Source organism: Pseudomonas sp. Irchel s3a12 (assembly GCF_900187485.1).
Taxonomy (GTDB): Bacteria; Pseudomonadota; Gammaproteobacteria; order Pseudomonadales; family Pseudomonadaceae; genus Aquipseudomonas; species Aquipseudomonas neuropathica.
Window position 1 is genome coordinate 273,711 of record NZ_FYDN01000003.1, and the last position, 26,908, is coordinate 300,618.

26 protein-coding genes are annotated in these 26,908 nt (G+C 58.9%); 12 read left to right on the plus strand and 14 right to left on the minus strand.

Annotation, left to right across the window (positions count from 1 at the left end; genetic code table 11):
• Positions 1–3: 3 nt before the first annotated feature.
• Genes yidC through rpmH form a run of 4 tightly spaced genes read right to left on the minus strand, consistent with a single transcriptional unit; the run spans position 4 to position 2,479 of the window.
• Positions 4–1,686 carry a membrane protein insertase YidC gene (yidC, locus tag CKW14_RS07435; RefSeq protein WP_095049582.1) on the minus strand — a complete coding sequence of 561 codons (1,683 nt, stop codon included), beginning with the start codon at positions 1,684–1,686 and terminating at the stop codon, positions 4–6.
• A gap of 2 nt (positions 1,687–1,688) precedes the next feature.
• Positions 1,689–1,934, minus strand: a complete 246-nt coding sequence (gene yidD / locus CKW14_RS07440; protein WP_010465488.1) for a membrane protein insertion efficiency factor YidD — start codon at positions 1,932–1,934, stop codon at positions 1,689–1,691.
• The gene (rnpA, locus tag CKW14_RS07445; protein WP_016984072.1) at positions 1,927–2,328 is read right to left on the minus strand and encodes a ribonuclease P protein component; all 402 of its coding nucleotides are present in this window, start codon (positions 2,326–2,328) and stop codon (positions 1,927–1,929) included. Before rnpA ends, yidD begins: the two co-directional genes overlap by 8 nt.
• A 16-nt stretch (positions 2,329–2,344) precedes the next feature.
• Positions 2,345–2,479 carry a 50S ribosomal protein L34 gene (gene rpmH, locus CKW14_RS07450; protein WP_003213577.1) on the minus strand — a complete coding sequence of 45 codons (135 nt, stop codon included), beginning with the start codon at positions 2,477–2,479 and terminating at the stop codon, positions 2,345–2,347.
• A 566-nt stretch (positions 2,480–3,045) separates the two neighbouring features.
• On the opposite strand from rpmH, the gene dnaA reads away from it, so the two are divergent.
• Genes dnaA through gyrB form a run of 4 tightly spaced genes read left to right on the plus strand, consistent with a single transcriptional unit; the run spans position 3,046 to position 9,259 of the window.
• Positions 3,046–4,575, plus strand: a complete 1,530-nt coding sequence (gene dnaA, locus CKW14_RS07455; RefSeq protein WP_095125084.1) for a chromosomal replication initiator protein DnaA — start codon at positions 3,046–3,048, stop codon at positions 4,573–4,575.
• 39 nt (positions 4,576–4,614) lie between these two features.
• Positions 4,615–5,718, plus strand: coding sequence for a DNA polymerase III subunit beta (gene dnaN, locus CKW14_RS07460; protein ID WP_095125085.1), 1,104 nt, complete (start codon positions 4,615–4,617; stop codon positions 5,716–5,718).
• Between the two features lie 14 nt (positions 5,719–5,732).
• Positions 5,733–6,836 carry a DNA replication/repair protein RecF gene (gene recF, locus CKW14_RS07465; RefSeq protein ID WP_038359568.1) on the plus strand — a complete coding sequence of 368 codons (1,104 nt, stop codon included), beginning with the start codon at positions 5,733–5,735 and terminating at the stop codon, positions 6,834–6,836.
• A 5-nt stretch (positions 6,837–6,841) separates the two neighbouring features.
• Positions 6,842–9,259, plus strand: a complete 2,418-nt coding sequence (gyrB, locus tag CKW14_RS07470) for a DNA topoisomerase (ATP-hydrolyzing) subunit B (protein WP_093429549.1) — start codon at positions 6,842–6,844, stop codon at positions 9,257–9,259.
• Between the two features lie 134 nt (positions 9,260–9,393).
• Here gyrB and CKW14_RS07475 read toward each other — a convergent pair whose 3' ends face one another.
• Positions 9,394–10,113 carry a response regulator transcription factor gene (locus tag CKW14_RS07475; RefSeq protein WP_034152192.1) on the minus strand — a complete coding sequence of 240 codons (720 nt, stop codon included), beginning with the start codon at positions 10,111–10,113 and terminating at the stop codon, positions 9,394–9,396.
• Positions 10,114–10,282: 169 nt separating this feature from the next.
• On the opposite strand from CKW14_RS07475, the gene CKW14_RS07480 reads away from it, so the two are divergent.
• Positions 10,283–11,815 carry a HAMP domain-containing sensor histidine kinase gene (locus CKW14_RS07480; protein WP_095125086.1) on the plus strand — a complete coding sequence of 511 codons (1,533 nt, stop codon included), beginning with the start codon at positions 10,283–10,285 and terminating at the stop codon, positions 11,813–11,815.
• Positions 11,816–11,983: 168 nt separating this feature from the next.
• On the opposite strand, the gene CKW14_RS07485 is transcribed toward CKW14_RS07480, so the two are convergent.
• The 4 genes from CKW14_RS07485 to glyQ form a co-directional block, all read right to left on the minus strand.
• The gene (locus CKW14_RS07485) at positions 11,984–12,763 is read right to left on the minus strand and encodes a 1-acyl-sn-glycerol-3-phosphate acyltransferase (RefSeq protein ID WP_095049578.1); all 780 of its coding nucleotides are present in this window, start codon (positions 12,761–12,763) and stop codon (positions 11,984–11,986) included.
• A gap of 83 nt (positions 12,764–12,846) precedes the next feature.
• The gene (gene gmhB, locus CKW14_RS07490; RefSeq protein WP_176471260.1) at positions 12,847–13,386 is read right to left on the minus strand and encodes a D-glycero-beta-D-manno-heptose 1,7-bisphosphate 7-phosphatase; all 540 of its coding nucleotides are present in this window, start codon (positions 13,384–13,386) and stop codon (positions 12,847–12,849) included.
• Positions 13,387–13,390: 4 nt separating this feature from the next.
• A complete protein-coding gene (gene glyS, locus CKW14_RS07495) occupies positions 13,391–15,445 on the minus strand; it encodes a glycine--tRNA ligase subunit beta (RefSeq protein ID WP_095049576.1) in 2,055 nt (684 codons plus the stop codon).
• A complete protein-coding gene (gene glyQ, locus CKW14_RS07500; protein ID WP_003187265.1) occupies positions 15,442–16,395 on the minus strand; it encodes a glycine--tRNA ligase subunit alpha in 954 nt (317 codons plus the stop codon). The genes glyS and glyQ overlap by 4 nt, the downstream gene beginning before the upstream one ends.
• 81 nt (positions 16,396–16,476) lie before the next feature.
• Between glyQ and CKW14_RS07505 the strand changes: the two genes are divergently transcribed.
• The 3 genes from CKW14_RS07505 to CKW14_RS07515 all read left to right on the plus strand — a co-directional run bounded on the left by CKW14_RS07505 (position 16,477) and on the right by CKW14_RS07515 (position 18,275).
• Positions 16,477–17,034, plus strand: coding sequence for a DNA-3-methyladenine glycosylase I (locus CKW14_RS07505; RefSeq protein WP_095049575.1), 558 nt, complete (start codon positions 16,477–16,479; stop codon positions 17,032–17,034).
• Between the two features lie 40 nt (positions 17,035–17,074).
• Positions 17,075–17,962, plus strand: a complete 888-nt coding sequence (locus CKW14_RS07510; RefSeq protein ID WP_095049574.1) for a lysophospholipid acyltransferase — start codon at positions 17,075–17,077, stop codon at positions 17,960–17,962.
• A 73-nt stretch (positions 17,963–18,035) separates the two neighbouring features.
• Positions 18,036–18,275, plus strand: a complete 240-nt coding sequence (locus CKW14_RS07515) for a PilZ domain-containing protein (RefSeq protein ID WP_095049573.1) — start codon at positions 18,036–18,038, stop codon at positions 18,273–18,275.
• Between the two features lies 1 nt (position 18,276).
• Here the strand turns inward: CKW14_RS07515 and CKW14_RS07520 are convergent, their stop codons facing one another.
• The 5 genes from CKW14_RS07520 to def all read right to left on the minus strand — a co-directional run bounded on the left by CKW14_RS07520 (position 18,277) and on the right by def (position 22,953).
• The gene (locus CKW14_RS07520; protein ID WP_095049572.1) at positions 18,277–18,591 is read right to left on the minus strand and encodes a tetratricopeptide repeat protein; all 315 of its coding nucleotides are present in this window, start codon (positions 18,589–18,591) and stop codon (positions 18,277–18,279) included.
• Between the two features lie 132 nt (positions 18,592–18,723).
• Positions 18,724–20,100, minus strand: a complete 1,377-nt coding sequence (gene trkA, locus CKW14_RS07525; protein ID WP_064389689.1) for a Trk system potassium transporter TrkA — start codon at positions 20,098–20,100, stop codon at positions 18,724–18,726.
• Positions 20,101–20,122: 22 nt separating this feature from the next.
• The gene (rsmB, locus tag CKW14_RS07530; protein WP_095049571.1) at positions 20,123–21,433 is read right to left on the minus strand and encodes a 16S rRNA (cytosine(967)-C(5))-methyltransferase RsmB; all 1,311 of its coding nucleotides are present in this window, start codon (positions 21,431–21,433) and stop codon (positions 20,123–20,125) included.
• A complete protein-coding gene (gene fmt, locus CKW14_RS07535) occupies positions 21,430–22,389 on the minus strand; it encodes a methionyl-tRNA formyltransferase (RefSeq protein WP_095049570.1) in 960 nt (319 codons plus the stop codon). The genes rsmB and fmt overlap by 4 nt, the downstream gene beginning before the upstream one ends.
• A 57-nt stretch (positions 22,390–22,446) precedes the next feature.
• A complete protein-coding gene (gene def, locus CKW14_RS07540; RefSeq protein WP_016984087.1) occupies positions 22,447–22,953 on the minus strand; it encodes a peptide deformylase in 507 nt (168 codons plus the stop codon).
• Between the two features lie 160 nt (positions 22,954–23,113).
• Here def and CKW14_RS07545 point away from each other — a divergent pair, with 160 nt between their 5' ends.
• The 4 genes from CKW14_RS07545 to CKW14_RS07560 all read left to right on the plus strand — a co-directional run bounded on the left by CKW14_RS07545 (position 23,114) and on the right by CKW14_RS07560 (position 26,848).
• Positions 23,114–24,139 carry a LysM peptidoglycan-binding domain-containing protein gene (locus tag CKW14_RS07545; RefSeq protein WP_095049569.1) on the plus strand — a complete coding sequence of 342 codons (1,026 nt, stop codon included), beginning with the start codon at positions 23,114–23,116 and terminating at the stop codon, positions 24,137–24,139.
• Positions 24,140–24,219: 80 nt separating this feature from the next.
• A complete protein-coding gene (gene dprA / locus CKW14_RS07550; protein ID WP_095049568.1) occupies positions 24,220–25,320 on the plus strand; it encodes a DNA-processing protein DprA in 1,101 nt (366 codons plus the stop codon).
• 55 nt (positions 25,321–25,375) lie between these two features.
• Positions 25,376–25,933 carry an L-threonylcarbamoyladenylate synthase gene (locus tag CKW14_RS07555; protein WP_093429535.1) on the plus strand — a complete coding sequence of 186 codons (558 nt, stop codon included), beginning with the start codon at positions 25,376–25,378 and terminating at the stop codon, positions 25,931–25,933.
• 240 nt (positions 25,934–26,173) lie between these two features.
• Entirely contained in the window at positions 26,174–26,848 is a 675-nt protein-coding gene (locus CKW14_RS07560) for a hypothetical protein (protein ID WP_095049567.1), read from the plus strand.
• Positions 26,849–26,908: the final 60 nt, after the last annotated feature.

The following is a 26,908-nucleotide window of genomic DNA, read 5'->3' on the forward strand; positions in this document are numbered from 1 at the left end:
AAGTTACGCCTCGGCTTTTTTCGTCGCCGCTTCGATCTTACGCGTGATGTACCACTGTTGTGCAATCGACAGGCAGTTGTTCACAACCCAGTACAGCACCAGACCAGCAGGGAACCACAGGAAGAAGAAGGTGAAGATGATTGGCATCATTTTCATGACCTTCGCCTGCATCGGATCCGGCGGAGTCGGGTTCAGCTGCTGCTGGATGAACATGGTTGCGCCCATGATGATCGGCAGAATGAAGAACGGATCCTTGATCGACAGGTCAGTGATCCACAGCATGAACGGCGCCTGGCGCATTTCCACGCTTTCCAGCAGAACCCAGTACAGCGAAAGGAAAACCGGCATCTGTACGAGGATCGGCAGGCAGCCGCCCAGCGGGTTGATCTTCTCTTTCTTGTACAGCTCCATCATGGCTTGCGACATTTTCTGCCGGTCATCGCCATGTTGCTCTTTCAGAGCAGCCAGTTTCGGCGCGACAGCACGCATGCGCGCCATCGATTTGTAGCTGGCAGCCGACAGAGGGAAGAAAATACCCTTGATCAGCATGGTCAGGAAGATGATCGACCAGCCCCAGTTACCGACAATGGCGTGGATGTGTTGCAGCAGCCAGAAGATTGGCTGGGCAATGAACCACAGAATGCCGTAGTCGACGGTCAGTTCCAGACCTGGGGACAACTCTTTCAATACAGCCTGGCTTTTCGGACCGGCGTACAGCACAGCGCTGGTTTCAACTTTGGCACCCGGAGCAGCGGTCAGTGTAGGACCGGTGTAGCCGATGATGTAGTTGCCTTTGCTGTCTTTACGGGTCTGGACGATGTTGTTTTCGCCCTTGGCCGGAATCCACGCGGTCACGAAGTAGTGTTGCAGCCAGGCTACCCAGCCACCGGTGACGGTTTCTTTCAACTGCGCCTTGTCCATGTCTTTCATGGACACTTTCTTGTACGGCTCCGAACTTGTCCACAGGGCGGCGCCCAGGTAAGTCGCGGTGCCAGTAGCAGTAGTGGACGAAGGATCAGCGCTGTTATCACGCTTCAACTGAGCAAACATTGCGCCGTTCCAGGGCTGAGCGCTCTGGTTATCCACAATGTAGGAAACGGCTACGTCATACAGGCCGCGTTTCAGGGTGAAACGCTTGATGTAATTGACGCCGTCCTTGCTGAACTTCAGGTCGACGACCAGTTGGTCCTGACCGTCAGCCAGTTGATAAGTCTTCTTCTCCGAAGAGTAGACCGGACGACCGGCCGGATTTGCATCCGGGCCATTGGTGCCGATCAGACCGCTTTGGGCCAGATAAACACGTTCGCCGCCGTTATCGAACAGCTGGAACGGTACATCAGGACGATCCTGACGACGTGGATACAAAGGCAAGGTCAGTTGAGCAACATCACCACCTTGTGGATCGATCGCGAGATCGAGCACGTCGGTTTTGATCTGGATCAGATCCTTGCTGGCGGCTACCGGAGTTTCGGCAGGTGCACTGGTATCGCTAGCGGCGCGCGGAATATCGTCACTGGCGGCAGCATTATTGCCAGTGGCGGTGTCCGGCAAACCGGATGTAGTCGTACTGGAAGCAACATTCTGAGTCGGCAGGGCAGCCTGGCCATAGTCCTGGTTCCATTTAAGAACCATAACGTAGGACACGATTGCCAGGGCGACGATCAGGATCGTGCGTTTGATATCCATGATTACTCGGCCATCGAAGAAGAACGGGAGGTAGGGATAGGTGGAACCGGGTCATAACCACCGGGATTCCACGGATGACAGCGACCTAAACGACGAAAGGTCAGCCAGCCACCGCGCAGAAGGCCATGATTTTCGATGGCTTCATACGCGTAGCAGGAACAACTGGGGTAGAAACGACAGTGGCTGGCCATCAAAGGACTAATGGCATAGCGATAAAACTGGATCGGAACGAGGGCCAGTTTACGCATCGGTACTGTCTACCCCTACAGTTTCGGTTTTGACTTCTGGAACTGGCTTGCTGCGTGCCAGACGCTTCCAGAGCTTGCCGAAATGCTGAATCAATTCGGGGTTTTCTACATCGCCCAGACCTTTGCGCGCGACGATAACGATATCCCAGCCGACCAGTGAATCCTGGTGCAGACGAAATGATTCGCGCATCAAACGTTTGAGGCGATTGCGCTCAACGGAGAGCTTTACGCTCTTTTTCCCGATAACCAGCCCGAGACGGGGGTGATCAAGATCGTTGTTGCGTGCAAGGAGCAGGAGATTTTTCCCCGGAACCTTGCCGGTAGGGGAGTCAAAGACTGCCTTGAAATGCCGGGGAGTAAGCAGACGCTTTTCCCGACTGAAGTCCTGACTCACCTCCAGTACCGGATTATCAAACTGCCAGACGCGCACGACCTTTGGCGCGGCGACGCGACAGGACAGCACGGCCGTTCTTGGTAGCCATGCGAGCACGGAAACCGTGGGTACGGGCGCGTTTGATAGTGCTTGGTTGGAAAGTACGTTTCATGTCGTGTTACCTGGTTCGTCCACAACGGGCCGGAATGGCCCCCGTTTTAAGAGACCGGGGATTCTAGAGAAAGCAAGCCTTCAGGTCAATTTCCAACCAGCGTTTCCTTATAAATAGATATCTAGGTGTTCTTTGCCTGATCACCTGCTTGCCATACATAAAAATAAAGAAGGGAATTATTTAAAGCTTTTCTGTAAAGCTTATAAAAGCTAGGCACACCTTCTTCTGTGGATAAGTAGCATTAGGCCTTGTCTGACGTGATGTACAGAGAATGACAACTACAGTGGAAAACCGTGTTCAGCCTGTGCTGCGCTGTCGGATAACCTGTGTGTGGAATGGCCTGTTATCCACAGGCAGGTTATCCACCGAGTTCAACCCCCAGTTGTCCAGTGCCCTTAGAGGCGGTTATCCACAGAGCTTATTCACACACCGTTGGTCGCCTTTTTCCGATTTAACGCATTGATAAATCATGGTCACCGGGCAACCTGCATGTGGATAAGTGGACGGCTCGCCGCTACAATGGCCGCTTGTTTTTGCCTCACCGGCTTTCAACTTAGGGGATATCCGTGTCAGTGGAACTTTGGCAGCAGTGCGTGGAGCTTTTGCGCGAGGAGCTGCCTGCCCAACAATTCAACACCTGGATCCGTCCACTACAGGTCGAAGCCGAAGGCGACGAGTTGCGCGTCTACGCACCGAACCGTTTTGTGCTGGACTGGGTCAACGAAAAGTACCTGGGCCGCGTCCTTGAACTGCTGGATGAGCATGGCAACGGCATGGCGCCGGCGCTTTCCTTATTAATAGGCAGCAAACGCAGTTCCGCTCCGCGTGCCGCACCGAATGCGCCGCTTGCAGCCGCGCAGGTTTCCCAGCAGGCCCAGGCAAATGCCACGCCTGTGAGTACGCAGGCACCGACGCAGACGCCCGCACCGACGGCCAAGCGCTCGACGCAGAAAAGTCCTGAAGTCAGCGATGAACCGTCTCGCGACAGTTTCGATCCGATGTCCGGTGCCGCTTCGCAGCAAGCCCCGGTTCGCGCCGAACAGCGCACCGTGCAGGTCGAAGGTGCGCTCAAGCACACCAGCTACCTGAACCGCACCTTCACCTTCGAAAACTTCGTCGAAGGTAAATCCAACCAGCTCGCCCGCGCGGCCGCCTGGCAAGTGGCGGACAACCCCAAGCACGGGTACAACCCGCTGTTCCTTTATGGTGGCGTCGGCCTGGGTAAGACCCACTTGATGCACGCGGTGGGTAACCATCTATTAAAGAAGAACCCGAATGCGAAGGTTGTGTACCTGCATTCCGAGCGCTTCGTGGCCGACATGGTCAAGGCACTGCAACTGAACGCGATCAACGAGTTCAAGCGTTTCTACCGTTCAGTGGATGCGTTGCTGATCGACGATATTCAGTTCTTCGCCCGCAAAGAGCGCTCGCAGGAAGAGTTTTTCCACACCTTCAACGCCCTGCTTGAAGGTGGCCAGCAGGTCATTCTCACCAGTGACCGCTACCCGAAAGAAATCGAAGGCCTTGAAGAACGCCTCAAATCCCGCTTCGGCTGGGGCCTGACGGTTGCCGTCGAGCCGCCGGAACTGGAAACCCGCGTGGCGATCTTGATGAAGAAGGCCGACCAGGCCAAAGTCGAGTTACCGCATGACGCCGCGTTCTTCATTGCCCAGCGCATTCGCTCCAACGTCCGTGAGCTGGAAGGTGCGCTGAAACGCGTGATCGCCCACTCGCACTTCATGGGCCGCGACATCAACATCGAGCTGATTCGCGAATCCCTGAAAGACTTGTTGGCGTTGCAGGACAAACTGGTCTCTGTGGATAACATTCAGCGCACCGTCGCCGAGTACTACAAGATCAAGATCTCGGATCTGCTGTCCAAGCGCCGTTCGCGCTCGGTGGCTCGTCCGCGTCAGGTCGCCATGGCCTTGTCCAAGGAACTGACCAACCACAGCCTGCCGGAAATCGGCGATGTGTTCGGCGGCCGCGACCACACCACGGTGTTGCACGCCTGCCGCAAGATCAACGAACTTAAGGAATCCGACGCGGACATCCGCGAGGACTACAAGAACCTGCTGCGTACACTGACCACTTGATGAACACCAGCGCAGCTTATTAAGGCAAGGGACTAGACCATGCATTTCACCATTCAACGCGAAGCCCTGTTGAAACCCCTGCAACTGGTCGCAGGCGTCGTCGAGCGCCGACAGACCTTGCCGGTACTCTCCAACGTGCTGCTGGTTGTCGAAGGCCAGCAACTGTCGCTGACCGGTACCGACCTCGAGGTCGAGCTGGTCGGTCGTGTGCAACTTGAAGAGCCGGCTGAGACAGGTTCCATCACCGTGCCTGCGCGCAAGCTGATGGATATCTGCAAAAGCCTGCCCAACGACGCGCTGATCGACATCAAGGTCGACGAGCAGAAGCTGGTGGTGAAGGCAGGCCGCAGCCGCTTCACCCTGTCGACTCTGCCGGCCAACGATTTCCCGACCGTTGAAGAAGGTCCGGGCTCGCTGACTTGCATTCTTGAACAAAGCAAACTGCGTCGCCTGATCGAACGCACCAGCTTCGCCATGGCCCAGCAGGACGTGCGTTATTACCTCAACGGCATGCTGCTGGAAGTGTCCGAAGGCATCATCCGCGCTGTGGCCACCGACGGTCACCGTCTGGCCATGTGCTCGATGAAGGCCGATATCGGCCAGCCGGATCGCCATCAGGTGATCGTGCCGCGCAAAGGTATTCTGGAACTGGCGCGTCTGCTCACCGAGCCGGACGGCAATGTCAGCATCGTGCTGGGTCAACATCACATCCGCGCCACTACCGGCGAATTCACCTTCACCTCGAAACTGGTTGACGGCAAGTTCCCGGACTATGAGCGCGTTCTGCCAAAGGGCGGCGACAAGCTGGTATTGGGCGATCGCCAGGCCTTGCGTGAAGCGTTCAGCCGTACCGCGATTCTGTCCAACGAGAAGTACCGTGGTATCCGTCTGCAACTGGCCAGCGGTCAGTTGAAGATCCAGGCCAACAACCCGGAGCAGGAAGAAGCGGAAGAAGAAGTGGGCGTTGAATACAACGGCGGCTCTCTGGAAATCGGCTTCAACGTGAGCTATTTGCTCGACGTGCTGGGCGTGATGACCACCGAGCAGGTTCGTCTGATCCTGTCCGACTCCAACAGCAGTGCACTGGTGCAAGAGTCCGACAACGACGATTCGGCTTACGTTGTCATGCCGATGCGTCTGTAATTAGCTGACCCTGGATGTCCTTAAGTCGTGTTTCGGTCACCGCGGTGCGCAATCTGCACCCGGTGACCTTCTCCCCCTCCCCCCGCATCAACATTCTTTACGGCGCCAACGGCAGCGGCAAAACCAGTGTTCTGGAAGCCATTCATCTGCTGGGGCTTGCCCGTTCGTTTCGTAGCACGCGGCTGTTACCTGTCATTCAGTACGAGCAACTCGCCTGCACCGTGTTCGGTCAGGTCGAATTGGCTGAGGGTGGGCACAGTGCGTTGGGGATCTCGCGCGATCGTCAGGGCGAGTTCCAGATCCGCATCGACGGCCAGAACGCCCGCAGTGCTGCGCAACTGGCGGAGATCCTGCCGCTGCAGTTGATCAACCCCGACAGCTTCCGCTTGCTTGAAGGTGCGCCGAAGATTCGTCGACAGTTTCTCGACTGGGGCGTGTTCCACGTCGAGCCGCGCTTTATGGCCACCTGGCAGCGGTTGCAGAAGGCCCTGCGCCAGAGAAACTCTTGGCTGCGACATGGTACACTTGACGCCGTTTCGCAAGCGGTTTGGGACAGGGAACTGTGCCAGGCCAGCGCTGAAATCGATGAATACCGCCGCGCCTACATCAAAGCCTTGAAACCAGTCTTTGAACAAACCTTGAGCGAACTGGTTGAGCTTGAAGGTTTGACGCTCAGCTATTACCGAGGCTGGGACAAAGACCGGGAATTGAGCGCCGTACTGGCTGGATCCGTGCAACGGGATCAGCAAATGGGTCATACCCAGGCCGGACCGCAACGGGCTGATTTGCGTCTTAGATTGGGCGCTCACAACGCCGCGGACATCTTGTCCCGGGGTCAGCAGAAGTTAGTGGTCTGTGCACTACGGATTGCCCAAGGGCATTTGGTCAGCCAGGCCCGTCGCGGTCAGTGTATTTATCTGGTGGATGACTTGCCGTCCGAGCTGGACGAGGGCCACCGTCGCGCGCTGTGCCGCTTGCTGGAAGACTTACGCTGCCAGGTATTTATCACCTGTGTAGATCACGAATTATTGAGGGAAGGCTGGCAGACGGAAACGCCAGTCGCTCTGTTCCACGTGGAACAGGGCCGTATCACCCAGACCCACGACCATCGGGAGTGAAGGCATTGAGCGAAGAAAATACGTACGACTCAACGAGCATTAAAGTGCTGAAAGGCCTGGATGCCGTACGCAAACGTCCCGGTATGTACATTGGTGACACCGACGATGGCAGCGGTCTGCACCACATGGTGTTCGAGGTGGTCGACAACTCGATCGACGAAGCCCTCGCCGGCCACTGCGATGACATCAGCATCATTATCCACCCGGATGAGTCCATCACCGTTAAAGACAACGGCCGTGGCATCCCGGTAGACGTGCACAAAGAGGAAGGCGTTTCCGCCGCCGAGGTCATCATGACCGTCCTCCACGCTGGCGGTAAGTTCGACGACAACTCCTACAAAGTATCCGGCGGTCTGCACGGTGTAGGTGTGTCGGTAGTGAACGCACTGTCCGAGGAGCTGGTACTGACTGTTCGCCGCAGCGGCAAGATCTGGGAACAGACCTACGTCCACGGCGTACCTCAGGCTCCGATGGCCATCGTTGGCGACAGCGAAACCACCGGTACCCAGATCCACTTCAAGGCTTCCAGCGAAACCTTCAAGAACATTCACTTCAGCTGGGACATCCTGGCCAAGCGCATTCGTGAACTGTCCTTCCTCAACTCCGGTGTCGGCATCGTCCTCAAGGATGAGCGCAGCGGCAAGGAAGAGCTGTTCAAGTATGAAGGCGGCCTGCGTGCGTTCGTTGAATACCTGAACACCAACAAGACTGCGGTCAACCAGGTGTTCCACTTCAACATCCAGCGTGAAGACGGTATCGGCGTGGAAATCGCCCTGCAGTGGAACGACAGCTTCAATGAGAACCTGTTGTGCTTCACCAACAACATTCCGCAGCGCGACGGCGGTACCCACCTGGTGGGCTTCCGTTCCGCTCTGACGCGTAACCTGAACAACTACATCGAGCAGGAAGGTCTGGCGAAGAAGCACAAAGTCGCCACCACCGGCGACGATGCCCGTGAAGGCCTGACCGCGATCATCTCGGTAAAAGTGCCGGATCCGAAGTTCAGCTCGCAGACCAAAGACAAACTGGTGTCTTCCGAAGTGAAGACTGCGGTCGAGCAGGAGATGGGCAAGTACTTCTCCGACTTCCTCCTGGAAAACCCGAACGAAGCCAAGCTGGTCGTCGGCAAGATGATCGACGCCGCCCGTGCCCGCGAAGCGGCGCGCAAGGCCCGTGAGATGACCCGCCGCAAAGGCGCGCTGGACATCGCCGGTCTGCCGGGCAAGCTCGCTGACTGCCAGGAAAAAGACCCGGCGCTGTCCGAACTGTATCTCGTGGAAGGTGACTCCGCGGGCGGCTCTGCCAAGCAGGGACGTAACCGCAAGACCCAGGCGATCCTGCCGTTGAAGGGCAAGATCCTCAACGTCGAGAAAGCGCGTTTTGACAAGATGATCTCTTCCCAGGAAGTGGGCACCTTGATCACCGCACTGGGCTGCGGCATCGGTCGCGACGAATACAACATCGACAAGCTGCGTTATCACAACATCATCATCATGACCGATGCTGACGTCGACGGTTCGCACATCCGTACCCTGCTGCTGACCTTCTTCTTCCGTCAGTTGCCGGAGCTGATCGAGCGCGGCTACATCTACATCGCCCAGCCGCCGCTGTACAAGGTCAAGAAAGGCAAGCAAGAGCAATACATCAAAGACGACGACGCCATGGAAGAGTACATGACGCAGTCGGCTCTGGAAGATGCGAGCCTGCACCTGAACGAAGAAGCCCCGGGCATTTCCGGTGAAGCACTCGAGCGTCTGGTAAACGACTTCCGCATGGTGATGAAGACCCTCAAGCGTCTGTCGCGCCTGTACCCGCAGGAACTGACCGAGCACTTCATTTACCTGCCGGCCGTGAGCCTGGAAATGCTTGGCGACCACGCCAAGATGCAGGACTGGCTGGCCCAGTACGAAGTCCGTCTGCGCACCGTCGAGAAGTCCGGTCTGGTCTATAAGGCCAGCCTGCGTGAAGACCGTGAACGTGGTGTGTGGCTGCCGGAGGTCGAACTGATCTCCCACGGCCTGTCGAACTACGTCACCTTCAACCGCGACTTTTTCGGCAGCAACGACTACAAAACCGTCGTCACCCTTGGCGCTCAACTGAGCACCCTGCTCGACGACGGCGCGTACATCCAGCGTGGCGAGCGCAAGAAGGCAGTCACCGAGTTCAAGGAAGCCCTGGACTGGCTGATGGCGGAAAGCACCAAGCGCCACACCATTCAGCGATACAAAGGTCTGGGCGAAATGAACCCGGATCAGCTGTGGGAAACCACCATGGACCCAAGCGTGCGCCGCATGCTGAAAGTCACCATCGAAGACGCCATTGGCGCAGACCAGATTTTCAACACCCTGATGGGTGATGCGGTCGAACCTCGCCGTGACTTCATCGAGAGCAATGCGCTGGCGGTTTCGAACCTGGATTTCTGATCCCGGTTTGCGTCAAACAAAAGGCCAACGCATTGCGTTGGCCTTTTTATTGGCAGATCAAAAGATCGCAGCCTACGGCAGCTCCTACAGAGATAGGTGTAGGAGCTGCCGTAGGCTGCGATCTTTTGCTCTTTTTACTCGGATGCTGCAGACACACTCTCCAACCGATACCCATACCCATAAATCGTCAGCAACTGCCACCCTCGATCCGCCGTCAGCCCGAGCTTGTTCCGCAACCGGTAGATATGCGTATCCAACGGTCGCGACGACGCCATCTCTTCATGCGGCCAAAACCGCTCATATAGATAATCCCGCGACAACGGCCGGCCCAGATTGCTGAACAGACACCGCGCCAGCCGATATTCACGCTCGGTCATGACGATCGGCTTTCCCTCGCGGGTAACAGTCAGTTCGGCGTCATCGAAGGTCAGGTCGTTGAAGCTCAGCACTTCCGTCGCCGCCGCACGTTGCTGGCTATGCCGACGCAACACCGCAGCCACACGCGCTTTCAGTTCATTCGGCCGGAATGGCTTGCTCACGTAATCATCAGCCCCGGCATTCAACGCCTGGACGATATCGCTTTCGCCATCGCGGCTGGTCAGCATGATCGCCGCCGGTGGCGCTTCCATGTGTTCGCGGGTCCAGCGCAGCAGGGCCAGGCCGGTGAGGTCGGGCAGTTGCCAGTCGAGGATCAGCAGGTCGAAGGTTTCCCGGCGTAGCTGTCGCAACAGGTCTTCGCCACGCTCGAAGCTGTGCAGTGACCACGGCTGTTCGCCGGCATCGGCCATTTGCTGCAGGGTTTGCTCGACCCGGCGCAGTTCGGCGGGTTCGTCGTCCAATATCGCAACGCGCATACGCGGTGGTTCCTTGTTGCTTGGGCAGTTGGGCGTCAACCATAGTCGCTTGGTCATCACCTTGAAAGTAAGCGGCCCGCCGTTGGTCGACGTCCGCTATGATTCTTCGAGTCTACGTCTCAGACCTGTGACCTATGAAAGCATTCATCCTGCCCTGCCCTTTTTCCCCATGAATAATCAGCGCCGGCGCGAAAGCCGTGAGCCAAGTCAGGTGCAGCGACTGTTTCGACAGTTGGTGCGTGAATGGTTGTGGATAAGTCTAGTGCTGTTGCCGCTGACTGCGCTGCTGTCTTATCGCGCGCAGATCAACCTGCACGATGCGCATCCGGCGATGGGCGCATTATTGTCGGTCGTTTGGGTGGCAGGCAGTCTAGGGCTGCTGTTATGGCGCCCGCGCTGGGCGCTTTGGGTCACGTTGATCGGCATGGCGTGCGCACTGCTGGCCAGTACGGGTCTGGCAGAAATGCGCCATTGGTGGTCGCCGACGCCGGCAGTGCTGGGCATGTTGTTCGGTTATCTGATCTGGAACTGGCGGCGCCTGAGTGTGGTGCTGACCTATTTCGGTTGGGAACTGGCGCGGCTGGACGGTGAACCGAAGGTGTTCCCCGAGCGCCGTCGTTCGCAATTTACTGGCGCCGATCGCTTGCAGGGCCAGATCATGGCGCTTGAACAGGCCATGAGCCGTACCCGCGATACGCGGCGGTTCATCGCCGATGGCCTGGAATACCTGCCCGTCGCCACGCTGATCAGCGATCCCAAAGGGCAGATCCTGCTGGGTAATCGCAAAGCTCGTCAGCTCTTCGATAACAATCTGGTAGGTGACGACGTTCTCGATCAACTGGCTCGACTCGGTTATCCGGAGTTGTCCACAGAGCAACGGCCGCCACTGTCGGCCATGCCGCTGCTGGAGTTTCGCGATTACAAGGAACGCAGCTTGCGGCTGGAGCGTGCGGCTTTACTGCCGGTGGATGGAGACACGCCGATCGGTTGGCTGCTCAGCCTCACGGACCTTAGCGCCGAACGTGCCGCCGAGGAGCAACGCAGCGTGTTACTGCGGTTTCTGTCCCACGACCTGCGCGCACCCCATTCGGCGATTCTTGCGCTGCTGGACGTTCACCGCCATCAGGCCGGGGCGGATTCACCGTTGTTCGAGCAAATCGAACGCCAGGTACGTCGCGCTCTGGACCTGACCGATGGATTTGTTCTGTTGGCGAGGGCCGAATCCGAGGCTTATCAGTTTCAACCGACGCTGTTCGCGATGCTGGTGCTGGACGTGCTGGATCAAGCGTTGCCCATCGCCCAGCAGAAACGTATCGAGCTGCTGCATGACATGGATGAAGAGTCGCAGGAACGTCTGATCAATGCTGATCAGGGCTTGCTGACCCGCGCGCTGTTCAACCTCCTGGAGAACGCGATCAAGTACAGCCCGGCAGATACCACTATCACCCTGCGCGTCAGTTGCCGTGAGGAATGGTTGCACTGTGAATTGATCGATCAAGGCAAGGGCATCGCCGCTGATGAATTGCCCGACCTGTTCAGTCAATACCGACGTTTTTCTTCCGCACAGGGCATCGACGGCGTGGGCCTCGGCTTATCGATGGTCAAAGCGGTATTCGATCATCACGGCGGCAAAATTGAATGCCGCAGCGTGGTTGATCAAGGCACCACCTTCCTGCTTGAGTTACCGCTGATCCCCGAATGATCAGGCACAAAAAAACCGGCTATATCAGCCGGTTTTTTTACTTCCGAAAAAAACTTATGCACCTTTTACGGTGTTTTATGAGCTTGAGAAATATATAAGTAAATCAATAACTTAATTTCAATATTCAGGCTTTTTCAACAAAACCGTACACAGGTTATCCACAAAATCTCAGACAGCGATCTGATCATTTGCAGCCGGTGCCTGCGGAGCAGGTGGCAGTGAGCCCATTTCCCGTTGAGTCTTCTCGTTCCACGCTTGTACGCGGTCGTTCAGATGAGCAATGGCGCGAGGCCCTGTGCCTTCGGCATACATCGGCTCACCGATGACCACGGTGATCACCCCAGACTTCTTGCCCCAGCCGATTTTCGGCCAGAACTTGCCGGCATTGTGTGCAATCGGCAGTACCGGAAGCGCCGCATTCACTGCCAAAGCGCTACCACTGCGGGAGAACTTGCCGACAGTGCCGTAAGGAACGCGTGTACCTTCAGGGAAGATCAGCACCCAAACGTTGTCCTTGAGCAGTTCATCACCCTTCGCTGCGACTTGTTTCAGCGCGGCTTTCGGGTTGTCGCGGTCAATCGCGATCGGCCGCAACATGGCCATCGCCCAGCCGAAGAACGGCACATAAAGCAATTCGCGCTTGAGCACCTGGCTCAGCGGCGAGAAATAAGCGGAGAGAAAGAACGTCTCCCAAGTGCTCTGGTGGTTCGACTGAATCACGCAGGGCCGATCAGGTACGTTTTCCGCGCCTTTGATTTCGTAACGGATACCGAGAAACACCTTGGTCAACCACAAGGCGCAGCGGCACCAGTACACGTTGATAAAACGATAGCGCGCCTTGAACGGCAAAAATGGCGCGATAAAGAAACTCAAGCTGCACCACAGCAGGGAGGTGGTGCCCAGCAGCAGGTAAAAGAGAAAAATCCTGATGGCCCGCAGTATCGACATAGTGACGTTTACCGTTACGGGGCAATGCCCGAATGTTCAAGCGCACTCCCGATCAATCCCTGGTCAGGAACTTCAGAAGTACTCTAGTTGTGGATAAGTTCTGCGGCAATCGCCGCCAGATCGTCAAAAATCAGAGTGCCAACCGGCAGGGTTTTGCCCTGAGTCTTTGCGCCTTTTCCGGTCTTTACCAAAACTGGCTGTGAATCGACGGCTTTGGCGGCCTCCAGGTCACCAAGGCTGTCGCCGACGAACCAGACATTGTTCAGTTCGACGTCGTAATGCGCGGCGATGGTTTTCAACATCCCCGGTTTCGGCTTGCGGCAATCGCAGCCTTCGTCCGGCCCATGCGGGCAATACACGATCAGCCCGACTTCACCGCCCTGCTCCGCCACGAGCGTACGCAGTCGCGCGTGCATGGCATCGAGGGTGGCGAGGTCGTAGTAGCCGCGAGCAATGCCCGACTGGTTGGTGGCGACCGCCACCGTCCAGCCGGCCTTGCTCAACTGCGCAATCGCTTCGATCGAGCCGGGCAGCGGAATCCACTCCTCTACCGACTTGATGTAAGCGTCGGAGTCGTAATTGATCACTCCGTCCCGATCGAGAATCAGCAGTTTCAACAGCAATCCCTCAACCCAGCAGCGAAATGTCGGCAACACCGAGGAACAGACCACGCAGACGCGCCAGCAGCGCGTAACGGTTGGCCCGCACATTGGCGTCGTCGGCATTGACCATCACCGCGTCGAAGAACGCATCCACCGGTTCACGCAATGCCGCCAAGCGTGCCAGCGATTCGTTGTACTGACGCGCTGCCGCCATTGGCTGCACCGCTTGATCCGCTTGCTGGATCGCCGAGTACAGCGAGAACTCGTTGGCGTTGTCGAAGTACTTGGCTTGCACCTCGGTCGGTACCGCGCCTTCGAGTTTGCTCAACAGGTTCGACACACGCTTGTTCACCGCCGCCAGCGCTGCTGCTTCCGGCAGTTTGCGGAAGGCTTGCACTGCTTGCACACGCTGGTCGAAGTCCAGCGCCGAACCCGGCTTCAGGGCACGCACCGACAGGTAAGTGGCAACATCGACGCCTTCGTCTTCGTAACGTGCACGCAGACGATCGAAGATGAACTCCAGCACGGCTTCGTTGAGGCCGGCAGCCTTGACCTTGGCGCCGAACGCAGTCACGGCGAAAGCCACGGCGTCGTTCAGGTCCAGATCGAGTTTTTTCTCGATCAGGATGCGCAGCACACCGAGGGCCGCACGGCGCAGGGCATACGGGTCTTTGCTGCCGGTTGGCAGCATGCCAATACCGAAGATACCGACCAGGGTGTCGAGCTTGTCAGCGATCGCGACGGCTGCACCGGTCAGGGTGGCTGGCAGTTCCGCACCGGCACCGCGTGGCATGTACTGCTCGTTGAGCGCCAGCGCGACGTCTTCCGGCTCGCCGTCATTCAGTGCGTAGTAGTAACCGGCGACACCTTGCATCTCCGGGAACTCGCCGACCATTTCAGTCGCCAGGTCGCACTTCGACAGCAGGCCTGCACGGGCAGCCCACGAGGCGTTGCCACCGATGCGTGCGGCGATGTACGCAGCCAGTTTGGAAACGCGCTCGGCCTTGTCGTAGACGCTGCCGAGTTTTTCCTGGAACACCACGTTCTTCAGGCGATCATTGAAGGCTTCGAGTTTCTGCTTCTTGTCTTGCTTGAAGAAGAACTCGGCGTCGGTCAGGCGTGGACGAACCACTTTCTCGTTACCGGCGATGATCTGTTGCGGGTCTTTGCTTTCGATGTTGGCCACAGTAATGAAACGTGGCAGCAACTTGCCGTCGGCATCCAGCAGGCAGAAGTACTTCTGGTTGTCCTGCATGGTGGTGATCAGCGCTTCTTGCGGCACGTCGAGGAAACGTTCCTCGAACGAGCACACCAGCGGCACCGGCCATTCAACCAGGGCGGTCACTTCGTCGAGCAGCGCCGGCGGAACGATTGCCGTTCCTTCCTGACGGGTGGCCAGCTCTTCGGTGCGCTTGCTGATGATCTCGCGACGCTCATTGGCATCGGCCAATACATAAGCGGCACGCAGGTCGGCGAGGTAGCTCGACGGCGAACCGATGCGCACGCTTTGCGGGTGATGGAAGCGGTGACCACGGGAATCACGGCCAGCCTTCTGCGCGAGGATGGTGCAGTCGATGACCTGGTCACCGAGCAGCATCACCAGCCATTGGGTCGGACGCACGAACTCTTCCTTGCGCGCACCCCAACGCATGCGTTTCGGGATTGGCAAATCGTTCAGCGAATCTTCGACGATGGTCGGCAGCAGGCTCGCGGTCGGCTTGCCGGCGATGCTCTGGCTGTAACGCAGTTTCGGGCCGCTCTGGTCGATTTCGCTCAGATCGACGCCGCACTTCTTGGCGAAGCCCAGTGCTGCTTGCGTTGGATTGCCGTCAGCGTCGAACGCCGCCTGACGTGGTGGGCCGTCGAGGTTGATGCTGCGATCCGGCTGTTGAGTGGCCAGTGCAGTGATCAGCACGGCCAAACGACGCGGTGCGGCGTAGACGGTTTTAGTCTCGTAGCTCAGGCCAGCGGCTTGCAGGCCTTTGTCGATACCGGCGAGGAACGCTTCAGCCAGGGTGTTCAGGGCTTTCGGTGGCAGTTCTTCGGTGCCCAGTTCAACCAGAAAATCTTGCGCACTCATTGTGCAGCCTCCAGCTTGGCCAGTACTTCGTCACGCAGGTCCGGGGTCGCCATCGGGAAGCCCAGCTTGGCGCGCGCCAGCAGGTAGGCTTGCGCAACGGAACGCGCCAGGGTGCGTACGCGCAGAATGTATTGCTGACGCGCGGTCACCGAGATCGCCCGGCGCGCATCCAGCAGGTTGAAGGTGTGCGACGCCTTCAGCACCATTTCGTAGCTCGGCAACGGCAGCGGCTGGTCGAGTTCGATCAGGCGCTTGGCTTCGCTTTCATAGAAGTCGAACAGTTCGAACAGCTTGTCGACGTTGGCGTGTTCGAAGTTGTAAGTGGACTGCTCCACTTCGTTCTGGTGGAACACGTCGCCGTAGGTCACTTTGCCGAACGGGCCGTCAGCCCAGACCAGGTCGTAGACCGAATCCACGCCTTGCAGGTACATGGCCAAACGCTCGAGACCGTAAGTGATCTCGCCGGTCACCGGGTAGCACTCGATGCCGCCCGCCTGCTGGAAGTAAGTGAACTGAGTCACTTCCATGCCGTTGAGCCAGACTTCCCAGCCCAGACCCCAGGCGCCGAGAGTCGGCGATTCCCAGTTGTCTTCGACGAAGCGAATGTCGTGGACCAGCGGGTCCAGGCCAACATGCTTGAGCGAGCCCAGATACAGTTCCTGGAAATTGTCCGGGTTCGGTTTCAGGACGACCTGGAACTGATAGTAGTGCTGCAGACGGTTCGGGTTTTCGCCGTAACGGCCGTCAGTCGGACGGCGGCTTGGCTGTACGTAGGCGGCGTTCCAGGTTTCCGGGCCGATGGCGCGGAGGAAGGTCGCGGTGTGGAAAGTGCCGGCGCCTACTTCCATATCGTAGGGCTGAAGTACCACGCAACCTTGCTCGGCCCAGTATTGCTGGAGCGCGAGGATCAAGTCTTGGAAGGTACGCACGGCTGGCGTAGGCTGGCTCACGAAATTCACCTGTTTCTTGGGCTGCGATTTAAAGAGCGGGAGTATACCCGATTCAGTCGCACCTCCACCCCCTGGAGCCTTATGCCACGCTGCTTTTGGTGTACCGAAGATCCGCTGTACATGGCTTATCACGATCAGGAGTGGGGCACGCCGCTACGCGATGCGCAGGGTTTGTTCGAGTTGCTTTTGCTCGAAGGGTTCCAGGCCGGGCTGTCCTGGATCACCGTGTTGCGCAAGCGCGAGCGTTATCGCGAGGTGTTGTTCGGCTTCGACGTACAGCGCGTGGCGCAGATGAGCGACGCCGAAATCGACGAATTGATGCTCGATCCTGGGATCATCCGCAACCGCCTGAAACTCAACGCCGCCCGGCGTAATGCCCAGGCCTGGCTGGCCTTGGAGGACCCGGTGGCGTTTCTCTGGTCGTTCGTCGGTGATCAACCGCTCATCAATCATTTCAAGGATCGCAGCGAAGTCCCGGCGATCACCCCCGAAGCCGTTGCCATGAGCAAAGGCCTGAAAAAGGCCGGGTTCACGTTCGTCGGCCCAACCATTTGCTACGCACTGATGCAGGCCTCGGGCATGGTCATGGATCACACTCAGGATTGCGACCGCTACGCGCAGCTCGTCAACGGCGGTTAGAATGGCCGCCTCGCGCACCGCACAAGATCAGGAGTGACCTGTGGAAAAGTTTAAAGGCGCCTTGCTGGTAGGCGCTCTGCGGCTGTTTGCCCTGCTGCCATGGCGGGCCGTGCAGGCCGTAGGTTCGGCGATCGGCTGGATCATGTGGAAAACCCCCAACCGTTCCCGCGAAGTGGTGCGGATCAACCTTGCGAAATGTTTTCCACAGATGGATGCCGCCGAACGTGAACGTCTGGTCGGCCAAAGCCTGAAAGACATCGGCAAGTCGCTGACCGAAAGCGCCTGCGCGTGGATCTGGCCGGCGCAGCGCTCGATCGACCTGGTGCGTGAAGTTGAAGGCCTCGACATCCTCAAGGATGCCTTGGCCTCGGGCAAAGGCGTGGTCGGCATCACCAGCCATTTAGGCAATTGGGAAGTGCTCAATCACTTCTATTGCAGCCAGTGCAAACCGATCATTTTCTACCGTCCGCCGAAGCTCAAGGCTGTGGATGAGTTATTGCGCAAACAGCGCGTGCAACTGGGCAACAAAGTCGCTGCTTCCACCAAGGAAGGCATCCTCAGTGTGATCAAGGAAGTGCGCAAAGGTGGTGCAGTGGGCATTCCTGCTGACCCGGAACCGGCCGAATCCGCCGGGATCTTCGTGCCGTTCTTCGCCACCCAGGCGCTGACCAGCAAATTCGTGCCGAACATGCTGGCGGGTGGTAAAGCGGTCGGTGTATTCCTGCATGCGCTGCGCCTGCCCGACGGTTCTGGCTACAAAGTGATCCTCGAAGCCGCGCCAGAAGCCATGTACAGCACCGATACCGCCGAATCCTGCGCCGCGATGAGTAAAGTCGTCGAGCGTTACGTCGCCGCGTACCCGAGTCAGTACATGTGGAGCATGAAGCGCTTCAAGAAGCGTCCGCCGGGCGAAGAGCGCTGGTACTGAGCTGATTGGCATGATCTGTGGATAACCTCACTAGCGAGGTTATCCACAACCGTTCATCAAAGGGCGCAACAAGATGTCCGAACAACGCAAATCCTTCCGCATCAAGATTACCCACGACAGCTTTGGCGAATGCCTCGGGCAGACGCGCAACTTGTCGCCTACCGGGGTGTTTGTGCAGCATCCGGTTTTGGCTTCTTTGCCCAAAGGCGCAGTGGTTTACGGCGAGGTGCAGGGTTTACCCACAGGCGCGCCGCGGGTGCGGATGGAAGTGGTGACGGTAGATGCCGATGGTATCGGTCTTCGCTACCTTTGACTTATAGCGCCTGACGATCAAGCTTCTTCAGAAACACAGTCATTTCCTTCTCGGCCTGCTTGTCGCCATGGGCGCGAGCCGCTTCCAGACCGTGTTCCCACGCCAGACGTGCGGCGGCGTGATCGCCCAGCGCCAGATGCGCCTTGCCTAACAGTTTCCATGCCGCCGAATACTTCGGATCGAAACCAACACATCGCTGGAAGTGCTCGGCGGCCTTGGCGTTTTCACCCAGATCCAGATAACCCTTTCCCAGGCCGAAGCGCAGCAGGGAGTTATCCACACCCTTGGCGAGCATTTTTTCCAGGGATTCGAGCATTTTTTGCACCCTCGTTTCAGTGATCGTTCCCACGCTCCGCGTGGGAATGCCTCAATGGACGCTCTGCGTCCGCTCTTGGGACGCAGAGCGTCCCGGGCTGCATTCCCACGCAGAGAGTGGGAACGATCAACCTCAGAAGAAGCTCAACCCCACATGGAACAGCTTCTCCACATCGCGAATATGCTTTTTATCCACAAGGAACAGGATCACATGGTCGCCTGCTTCGATCACCGTGTCGTCGTGGGCGATGATCACTTGCTCGTTGCGAATGACCGCGCCAATGGTGGTGCCCGGCGGCAGGCCAATCTTCTCGATGGGTTTGCCGATGACCTTGCTCGACTTCGCATCACCGTGGGCAATCGCCTCGATGGCTTCTGCCGCACCGCGGCGTAGTGAGTGCACACTGACGATATCGCCACGACGCACGTGCGCCAGCAAGGTGCCGATGGTCGCCAGTTGCGGGCTGATGGCGATGTCGATATCGCCGCCCTGAATCAGATCGACGTAGGCCGGGTTGTTGATGATCGTCATGACCTTCTTCGCCCCCAGCCGTTTGGCCAGCAGCGACGACATGATGTTGGCTTCATCATCGTTGGTCAGGGCGAGGAAGATATCGGCGTCGGCAATGTTCTCCTCCAGCAGTAAATCACGATCTGATGCACTGCCCTGCAGCACCACGGTGCTGTCGAGGGTGTCGGAGAGATAACGGCAACGCGCCGGATTCATCTCGATGATCTTCACCTGATAACGGCTTTCGATGGCCTCGGCCAGACGTTCACCGATCTGCCCGCCACCGGCAATGACAATGCGTTTGTAGGTTTCGTCGAGGCGGCGCATTTCGCTCATCACTGCGCGAATATTCTCACGGGCGGCGATGAAAAAGACTTCGTCATCCGCCTCGATCACCGTATCGCCCTGGGGCAGGATCGGCCGGTCACGGCGGAAAATTGCGGCGACGCGAGTCTCGACATTCGGCATGTGCTCACGCAACTGCCGCAGTTGCTGACCCACCAGCGGACCGCCGTAATAGGCGCGCACCGCCACCAGTTGCGCTGCACCCTCGGCGAAGTCGATCACCTGCAAGGCGCCCGGATGCTGGATCAGGCGCTTGATGTAGTTGGTCACCACCTGCTCGGGGCTTATCAGCACGTCGACCGGAATCGCTTCGTTCTGAAACAGTTGCTCCTCGCGATTGAGGTAGGACGCTTCGCGCACCCGGGCGATCTTGGTCGGCGTGTGGAACAGCGTGTGGGCGACCTGGCAGGCGACCATATTGGTTTCGTCGCTATTGGTCACCGCCACCAGCATGTCAGCGTCGTCCGCTCCGGCCTGACGCAGCACCGACGGCAGTGAGCCCCGGCCCTGCACGGTGCGGATGTCGAGGCGGTCGCCGAGGTCGCGCAGGCGCTCACCGTCGGTGTCGACTACCGTAATATCGTTGGCCTCGCTGGCCAGATGTTCTGCCAGCGAACCGCCGACCTGTCCCGCACCGAGGATGATGATTTTCATCCAGTCACTCCGTTAAATCCGTTTAGCTGCGCGCTGCAGCGATCTTGATCAGCTTGGCGTAGTAGAACCCGTCATGGCCCCCTTGCTGGGCCAGCAGTTGGCGACCATGGGGCTGTTTGAGCCCGGCCGACGTGGCCAGATCCAGTTCGCGGGCGCCGGGGGTACGCTCAAGGAACGCAGCGATGACTTCGGTATTCTCGGTCGGCAGCGTCGAGCAGGTGGCGTACAGCAGGATGCCGCCGACTTCGAGGGTTTTCCACATCGCGTCGAGCAACTCGCCTTGCAGTTGCGCGAGGGCGACGATGTCGTCCGGTTGACGGGTCAGCTTGATGTCCGGATGACGGCGAATCACACCGGTGGCGGAGCATGGTGCGTCGAGCAGAATGCGCTGGAACGGTTTGCCGTCCCACCATTTCGCGGTATCGCGGCCGTCGGCGGCGATCAGTTCGGCGTTGAGACCAAGGCGTTCGAGGTTTTCTTTCACTCGCACCAGACGCTTGGCTTCCAGATCCACCGCCACTACACCGGCCAGCGCCGGTTCGGCTTCGAGGATGTGGCAAGTCTTGCCGCCCGGCGCGCAGCAGGCGTCGAGCACGCGTTGGCCCGGCGCCAGATCGAGCAGATCGGCGGCCAGTTGCGCCGCTTCGTCCTGCACGCTGATCCAGCCTTCGGCGAAACCTGGCAGGCTGCGTACGTCGGCAGCGGCTTCGAGAATGATGCCGTCGCGACTGTAAACGCACGGCGTCGCGGCAATCCCGGCTTCAGTCAGCAAGCCGAGGTAGGCGTCGCGGCTGTGATGGCGGCGGTTGACCCGCAGGATCATCGGCGGATGTGCGTTGTTCGCTGCGCAGATGGCTTCCCACTGCTCCGGCCAGAAGGCCTTCAGGGATTTTTGCAGCCAGCGCGGGTGAGCGGTACGCACCACCGGATCACGTTCCAACTCAGCGAAAATCGTCTCGCTTTCGCGCTGGGCGTTACGCAGCACCGCGTTGAGCAGGCCTTTGGCCCACGGCTTCTTCAGCTTGTCCGCGCAACCCACCGTTTCGCCGATGGCGGCGTGGGCCGGCACGCGGGTGTAGAGCAATTGATAGAGACCGACCAGCAGCAACGCCTCGACGTCGGCATCCGCGGCTTTGAACGGCTTTTGCAGCAGCTTCTCGGCCAGTGCCGACAGGCGTGGCTGCCAGCGCGCAGTGCCGAAGGCCAGGTCCTGAGTGAAGCCGCGATCACGATCCTCGACTTTGTCCAGTTGCGTCGGCAGGGAGCTGTTCAAAGAGGCTTTGCCGCTGAGCACGGCGGCGAGTGCCTTGGCGGCGGCCAGGCGCGGGTTCATTGCGCGTCCACCGCTGCGCCGAGCACGGTGCCGACAGCGAATTTCTCTCGACGGCTGTTGAACAGGTCGCTGAAGTTCAGCGCCTTGCCGCCGGGCAGTTGCAGGCGGGTCAGGCACAGCGCCTGCTCGCCGCAAGCGACGACCAAACCGTCCTTGCTGGCGCTGAGGATTTCACCCGGCGCGCCTTTACCTTCGGCGAGTGTCGCCGCCAGTACTTTCAGCGCTTCACCGTTGAGGGTGCTGTGGGTGATCGGCCATGGGTTGAAGGCGCGCACCAGGCGTTCCAGCTCAACGGCCGGACGGCTCCAGTCGATGCGTGCTTCGTCTTTGTTCAGCTTGTGCGCGTAAGTGGCGAACTCATCGTTCTGCACTTCGCCTTCCAGCGTGCCTGCAGCCAGACCGGCAATCGCCTGGACCACGGCGGGCGGGCCCATTTCGGCGAGGCGGTCGTGCAGGCTGCCACCGGTGTCGTCAGCGCTGATCGGGGTCACCACCTTGAGCAGCATCGGTCCGGTATCCAGGCCCGCTTCCATGCGCATCACGGTCACGCCGCTTTCCGCGTCACCGTGTTCGACGGCGCGCTGAATCGGCGCCGCACCGCGCCAGCGTGGCAGCAAGGAGGCGTGGCTGTTGATGCAGCCCAGACGCGGGATATCCAGCACCACTTGCGGCAGGATCAGGCCGTAGGCGACCACTACCAGCAAATCCGGCTTCAGTGCGGCCAGTTCAGCCTGAGCGTCAGCGTTGCGCAAGGTCGGCGGCTGCAACACCTGAATATGGTTTTCCAGGGCGAGTTGTTTGACCGGGCTTGGCATCAGTTTTTGCCCGCGACCGGCCGGACGATCCGGTTGGGTATAGACCGCAACGATCTCGTAAGGGCTGTTCAGCAGGGCCTTGAGGTGTTCGGCGGCGAATTCGGGGGTGCCGGCAAAAACGATGCGCAGTGGCTCAGTCATGAAGGGAGTCTCATAAAAAGAAAAAGGCTTGCCGCAGCAAGCCTTTGAAGAGGGGCATCAAGCGTTCTGGCGGTGCTGCTTTTCCAGTTTCTTCTTGATCCGGTCGCGTTTGAGCGTGGACAGGTAATCGACGAACAATTTGCCGTTGAGGTGGTCGCATTCGTGCTGGATGCACACCGCGAGCAGGCCTTCGGCGATCAGTTCATAGGGCTTGCCATCGCGGTCCAGCGCCTTGATCTTGACCTTTTGCGGGCGGTCGACGTTTTCGTAGAAACCCGGTACCGACAGGCAACCTTCCTGGTATTGGTCCATTTCGTCGGTCAGCGATTCGAACTCGGGGTTGATGAACACCCGCGGTTCGGTGCGGTCTTCGGAAAGGTCCATCACGACGATACGTTTGTGCACGTTGACCTGGGTCGCGGCAAGGCCGATGCCCGGCGCTTCATACATTGTTTCAAACATGTCATCGACCAACTGACGCACTTCGTCGTCCACTACAGCCACAGGCTTGGCGATAGTGCGCAGACGCGGGTCCGGGAATTCGAGGATGTTTAAAATGGCCATAGGCTTTGATTGCTGCACACGTTGAGTAAAGTCGGGCGATGGCCTGGCAGGTCCGAAGATGCAGGCTACCGTTGTGAAGCGTAGCTTGTGCATTTTGCACAAGCGAGCCACGGGGGCTCTGACGGTTCACGCGAATGCACATGATAAAGGGATTCACTGCATGAGGAAAACACTACTCGCCCTGCTGCTGTTGGCCTCGGCCGGCGTGGCGCAAGGGCAAGTGCAACTCAGGGATGGTTTTCCACAGCAATACACGGTGGTTTCGGGGGATACGCTCTGGGACATTTCCGGCAAATACCTGCGCGAGCCCTGGCAGTGGCCACAACTGTGGCGGGCCAATCCGCAAATCGAAAACCCCAACCTGATCTATCCCGGCGACACGCTGACGCTCAGTTATGTCGATGGCCAGCCACGTCTGACCCTTAATCGCGGCGAGTCGCGCGGCACCATCAAGCTCTCGCCACGCATTCGCACCAGCCCGGTGGCCGAGGCGATTCCGAGCATTCCGCTGAAATCCATCAACAGCTTTTTGCTGAGCAACCGCATCGTCGACAAGGTCGAGGATTTCGACAAGGCGCCGTACATCGTCGCGGGTGACGCCGAACGCGTGCTCAGCGGCACTGGCGACCGGATCTTCGCTCGCGGCCATTTCGATCCCGATCAACCGGTCTACGGCATCTTCCGTCAGGGCAAGGTCTACACCGATCCACAGACCCAGGAGTTTCTCGGGATCAACGCCGACGACATCGGCGGCGGCGAAATCGTCGCCACCGAAGGCGACGTCGCCACCCTCGCCCTGCAACGCACCACCCAGGAAGTGCGCCTCGGCGACCGTTTGTTCAGCGGCGAAGAGCGCTCGATCAACTCGACCTTCATGCCCAGCGCGCCAACCACCAGTATCAACGGCGTGATCATCGATGTACCGCGCGGCGTCACCCAGATTGGCGTGATGGACGTGGTCACGTTGAACAAAGGCAAGCGCGACGGTCTGGCCGAAGGCAACGTGCTGGTGGTGATGAAAACCGGCGAAACCGTGCGTGACCGCATCACCGGCCAGCCACTGAAGATTCCCGATGAACGCGCCGGGTTGCTGATGGTGTTCCGCACTTACGACAAACTCAGCTACGGCCTCGTCCTCAACGCATCGCGCTCGTTGGCGGTGCTCGACAAGGTGCGAAATCCGTAAGCGTGCTTCACAAGTTACCAACAGAGTTATCCACAGCTTGTTCCGAATGGTTCGGGGCTTATAACGATCAAGGATGATCCATCATGTTGCCTGTCTGTACACCAGTTTCCCCGGCGGAACTGGAAGCGCGTTTGCGCCTGCACCGCTTGCCCGATGTCGGCCCCAAGCGCTTTGCCAAATTGCTCGAGGCTTTCGGCTCGGCCTCCAAAGCCATCAGCGCACCGGCCAGCGCCTGGCGTTCGCTGGGTTTGCCGGCGACGTGTGCCGAAGCGCGGCGCTGTCCCGAGGTTCGCGACGGCGCCAGCCATGCAATGCGCTGGCTAGAGCGCCCGGAGCATCATTTGCTGATGTGGGATCAGCCGGATTACCCGGCGTTGCTGGCGCAGATTCCCGATCCGCCACCACTATTGTTTGTTGCCGGTGATCCGCAGATTCTGGAAAAACCGCAACTGGCGATGGTTGGCAGTCGCCGGGCATCGCGTCCGGGCATGGACACCGCAGTGGCATTTTCCCGCAGTCTCGCCGGGGCCGGTTTCGTCATCACCAGCGGCCTGGCGCTAGGCATCGATGCCGCTGCGCATCAGGCCGCGCTGGATACTGGCGGGTTGACGGTCGGTGTCCTCGGCACGGGGCTGGAAAATTTTTATCCACAGCGCAACCGCCGCCTGGCTGACGCGATGATTGCGTCCGGCAGCGCAGTGCTTTCCGAGTTTCCGCTGGACGCCGGACCAACGGCGAGCAACTTCCCGCGACGTAACCGCATCATCAGCGGTTTGTCCCTTGGTGTACTGGTGGTCGAGGCCAGTGTGGCCAGCGGTTCGCTGATCACCGCGCGGCTGGCAGCAGAACAGGGGCGCGAGGTTTATGCCATTCCCGGTTCGATCCATCATCCCGGCGCGCGCGGCTGTCACCAATTGATCCGCGATGGCGCGGTGCTGGTGGAAACCATTGAGCACATCCTCGAAGCCTTGCGTGGTTGGCAGCATCTGCCGCTATCCACTGACACGGCGAAAGCCGATCACCCGTTGCTCATCCTGCTCCATGCCGCCCCGCACACCAGCGAAGGCTTGGCTGACAGCAGCGGCTGGACGTTGCCCAAAGTGCTGGCGGCACTCACCGAACTGGAAATGGATGGCCGTGCAGTGTGCGAAAACGGTCGCTGGTTGGCCAGGACACGCTAGGTTTTACAAGGAAGATCGGTAAACTGCGCGAAACCTGTTTGCGGAGAGTTTTTTCATGGTTAACAGTTGGCGTGTGCAACAAGCCGCACGAGAGATTCGCGCCGGGGCGGTGATTGCCTATCCAACCGAAGCCGTCTGGGGGCTGGGTTGCGACCCATGGAACGAAGAGGCCGTGGATCGTTTGCTGGCGATCAAGAATCGTTCGGTGGTCAAAGGCCTGATTCTGGTTGCCGACAACATTCGCCAGTTCGACTTTCTGTTCGAAGACTTCCCGCAAGAATGGATCGACCGCATGGCCAGCACCTGGCCGGGGCCGAACACCTGGCTGGTGCCGCATCAAGGCTTGCTCCCGGAATGGGTGACCGGCATGCACGATACCGTCGCGCTGCGGGTCAGTGATCATCCGCAAGTACGCGATCTGTGCTCGATGGTCGGGCCGTTGATTTCGACCTCAGCCAACCCGCAGGGCCGCCCGGCGGCGCGCACGCGATTGCGTGTCGAGCAGTATTTCCGTGGGCAGATCGATCTGATACTGGGCGGGCAACTGGGTGGGCGCAAGAACCCCAGCGTGATTCGTGATCTGGCGACCGGCAAAGTCATTCGTCCCGACTGATCCAGCCTCGAACATTTGTAACGTGAGTACTCCTCGCCTTGATGGCGAGGAGTACTACAGGTGTCTGCGATTTATCCTGCAATGATGCTGGTTGTTGCGTCGGAAAAATCGTCAACTATTTGAATCAACTGAATTTTCCCACCTGATTATCAGACCGCATTTCGTGGCGGTATCGCCAAAAGCAACCATCCTTTCCCTGCACTCGAAACACTTCGATAAGTTAAGGTCTGCGGAGAAAGAATGGACACTACGGATTTGCAACTCACGGATTACCTGCAGGCGCTCCAGGTGACGTTAAACAGTCATCAGGAGGGTTGCCGTATCGTGATGCTTGAAGCGGGGTCGGATACCCAGGTGTTCGATCGGTTTATCGATCGGCAATTTCGGCTTCGGCTGCAGCATTACATGCTGACGTCCAGGGCGCGGATGCTCGAAACCCGACTGGCGACACGGTCGCGCAGTACCCATTTTCTGCTGTATCGGCACGAGCAACTGCTGGCGGTATTGAGGGCCACTCCGGCGCCGTTCGAGTGGGCATCACTGGCGCAGCAACATGTTTCGCCCACGGTGGCGTTGTCACGCCATGTCGAACTCAGTCGCTTGATCTCGTACGCGCCCAGCCAACAGCCCATTGCCGTCGACAGTCTGCTGGCGGCCGCTGCCGAGTGGGCCATAAAACAGGGCTATCAAGGTGTCACAGCGTTGTGCAGGGCATCGCAGCTACGCCTGTACCAGCGTTTCGGTCTGATGCCGGTCGCCTCCAATCCCTTGCATATCGAACAGCGCGCACGCGGGGATTACTGGGTGTTGTCAGCCGAGTGGCGGCAAATCCTCGCCGCTTTGCAACAGCCTGATTCCGCGACGGTCGGTCATTGGGCGCCAAGACCGTTGGCGGCTCATCCACCGCAGTACTGAACGCGCTCGAAGCGTCCTGCCAGTCATGGTTCTGAAACCCTGACTGGCAGGACGCCCGGA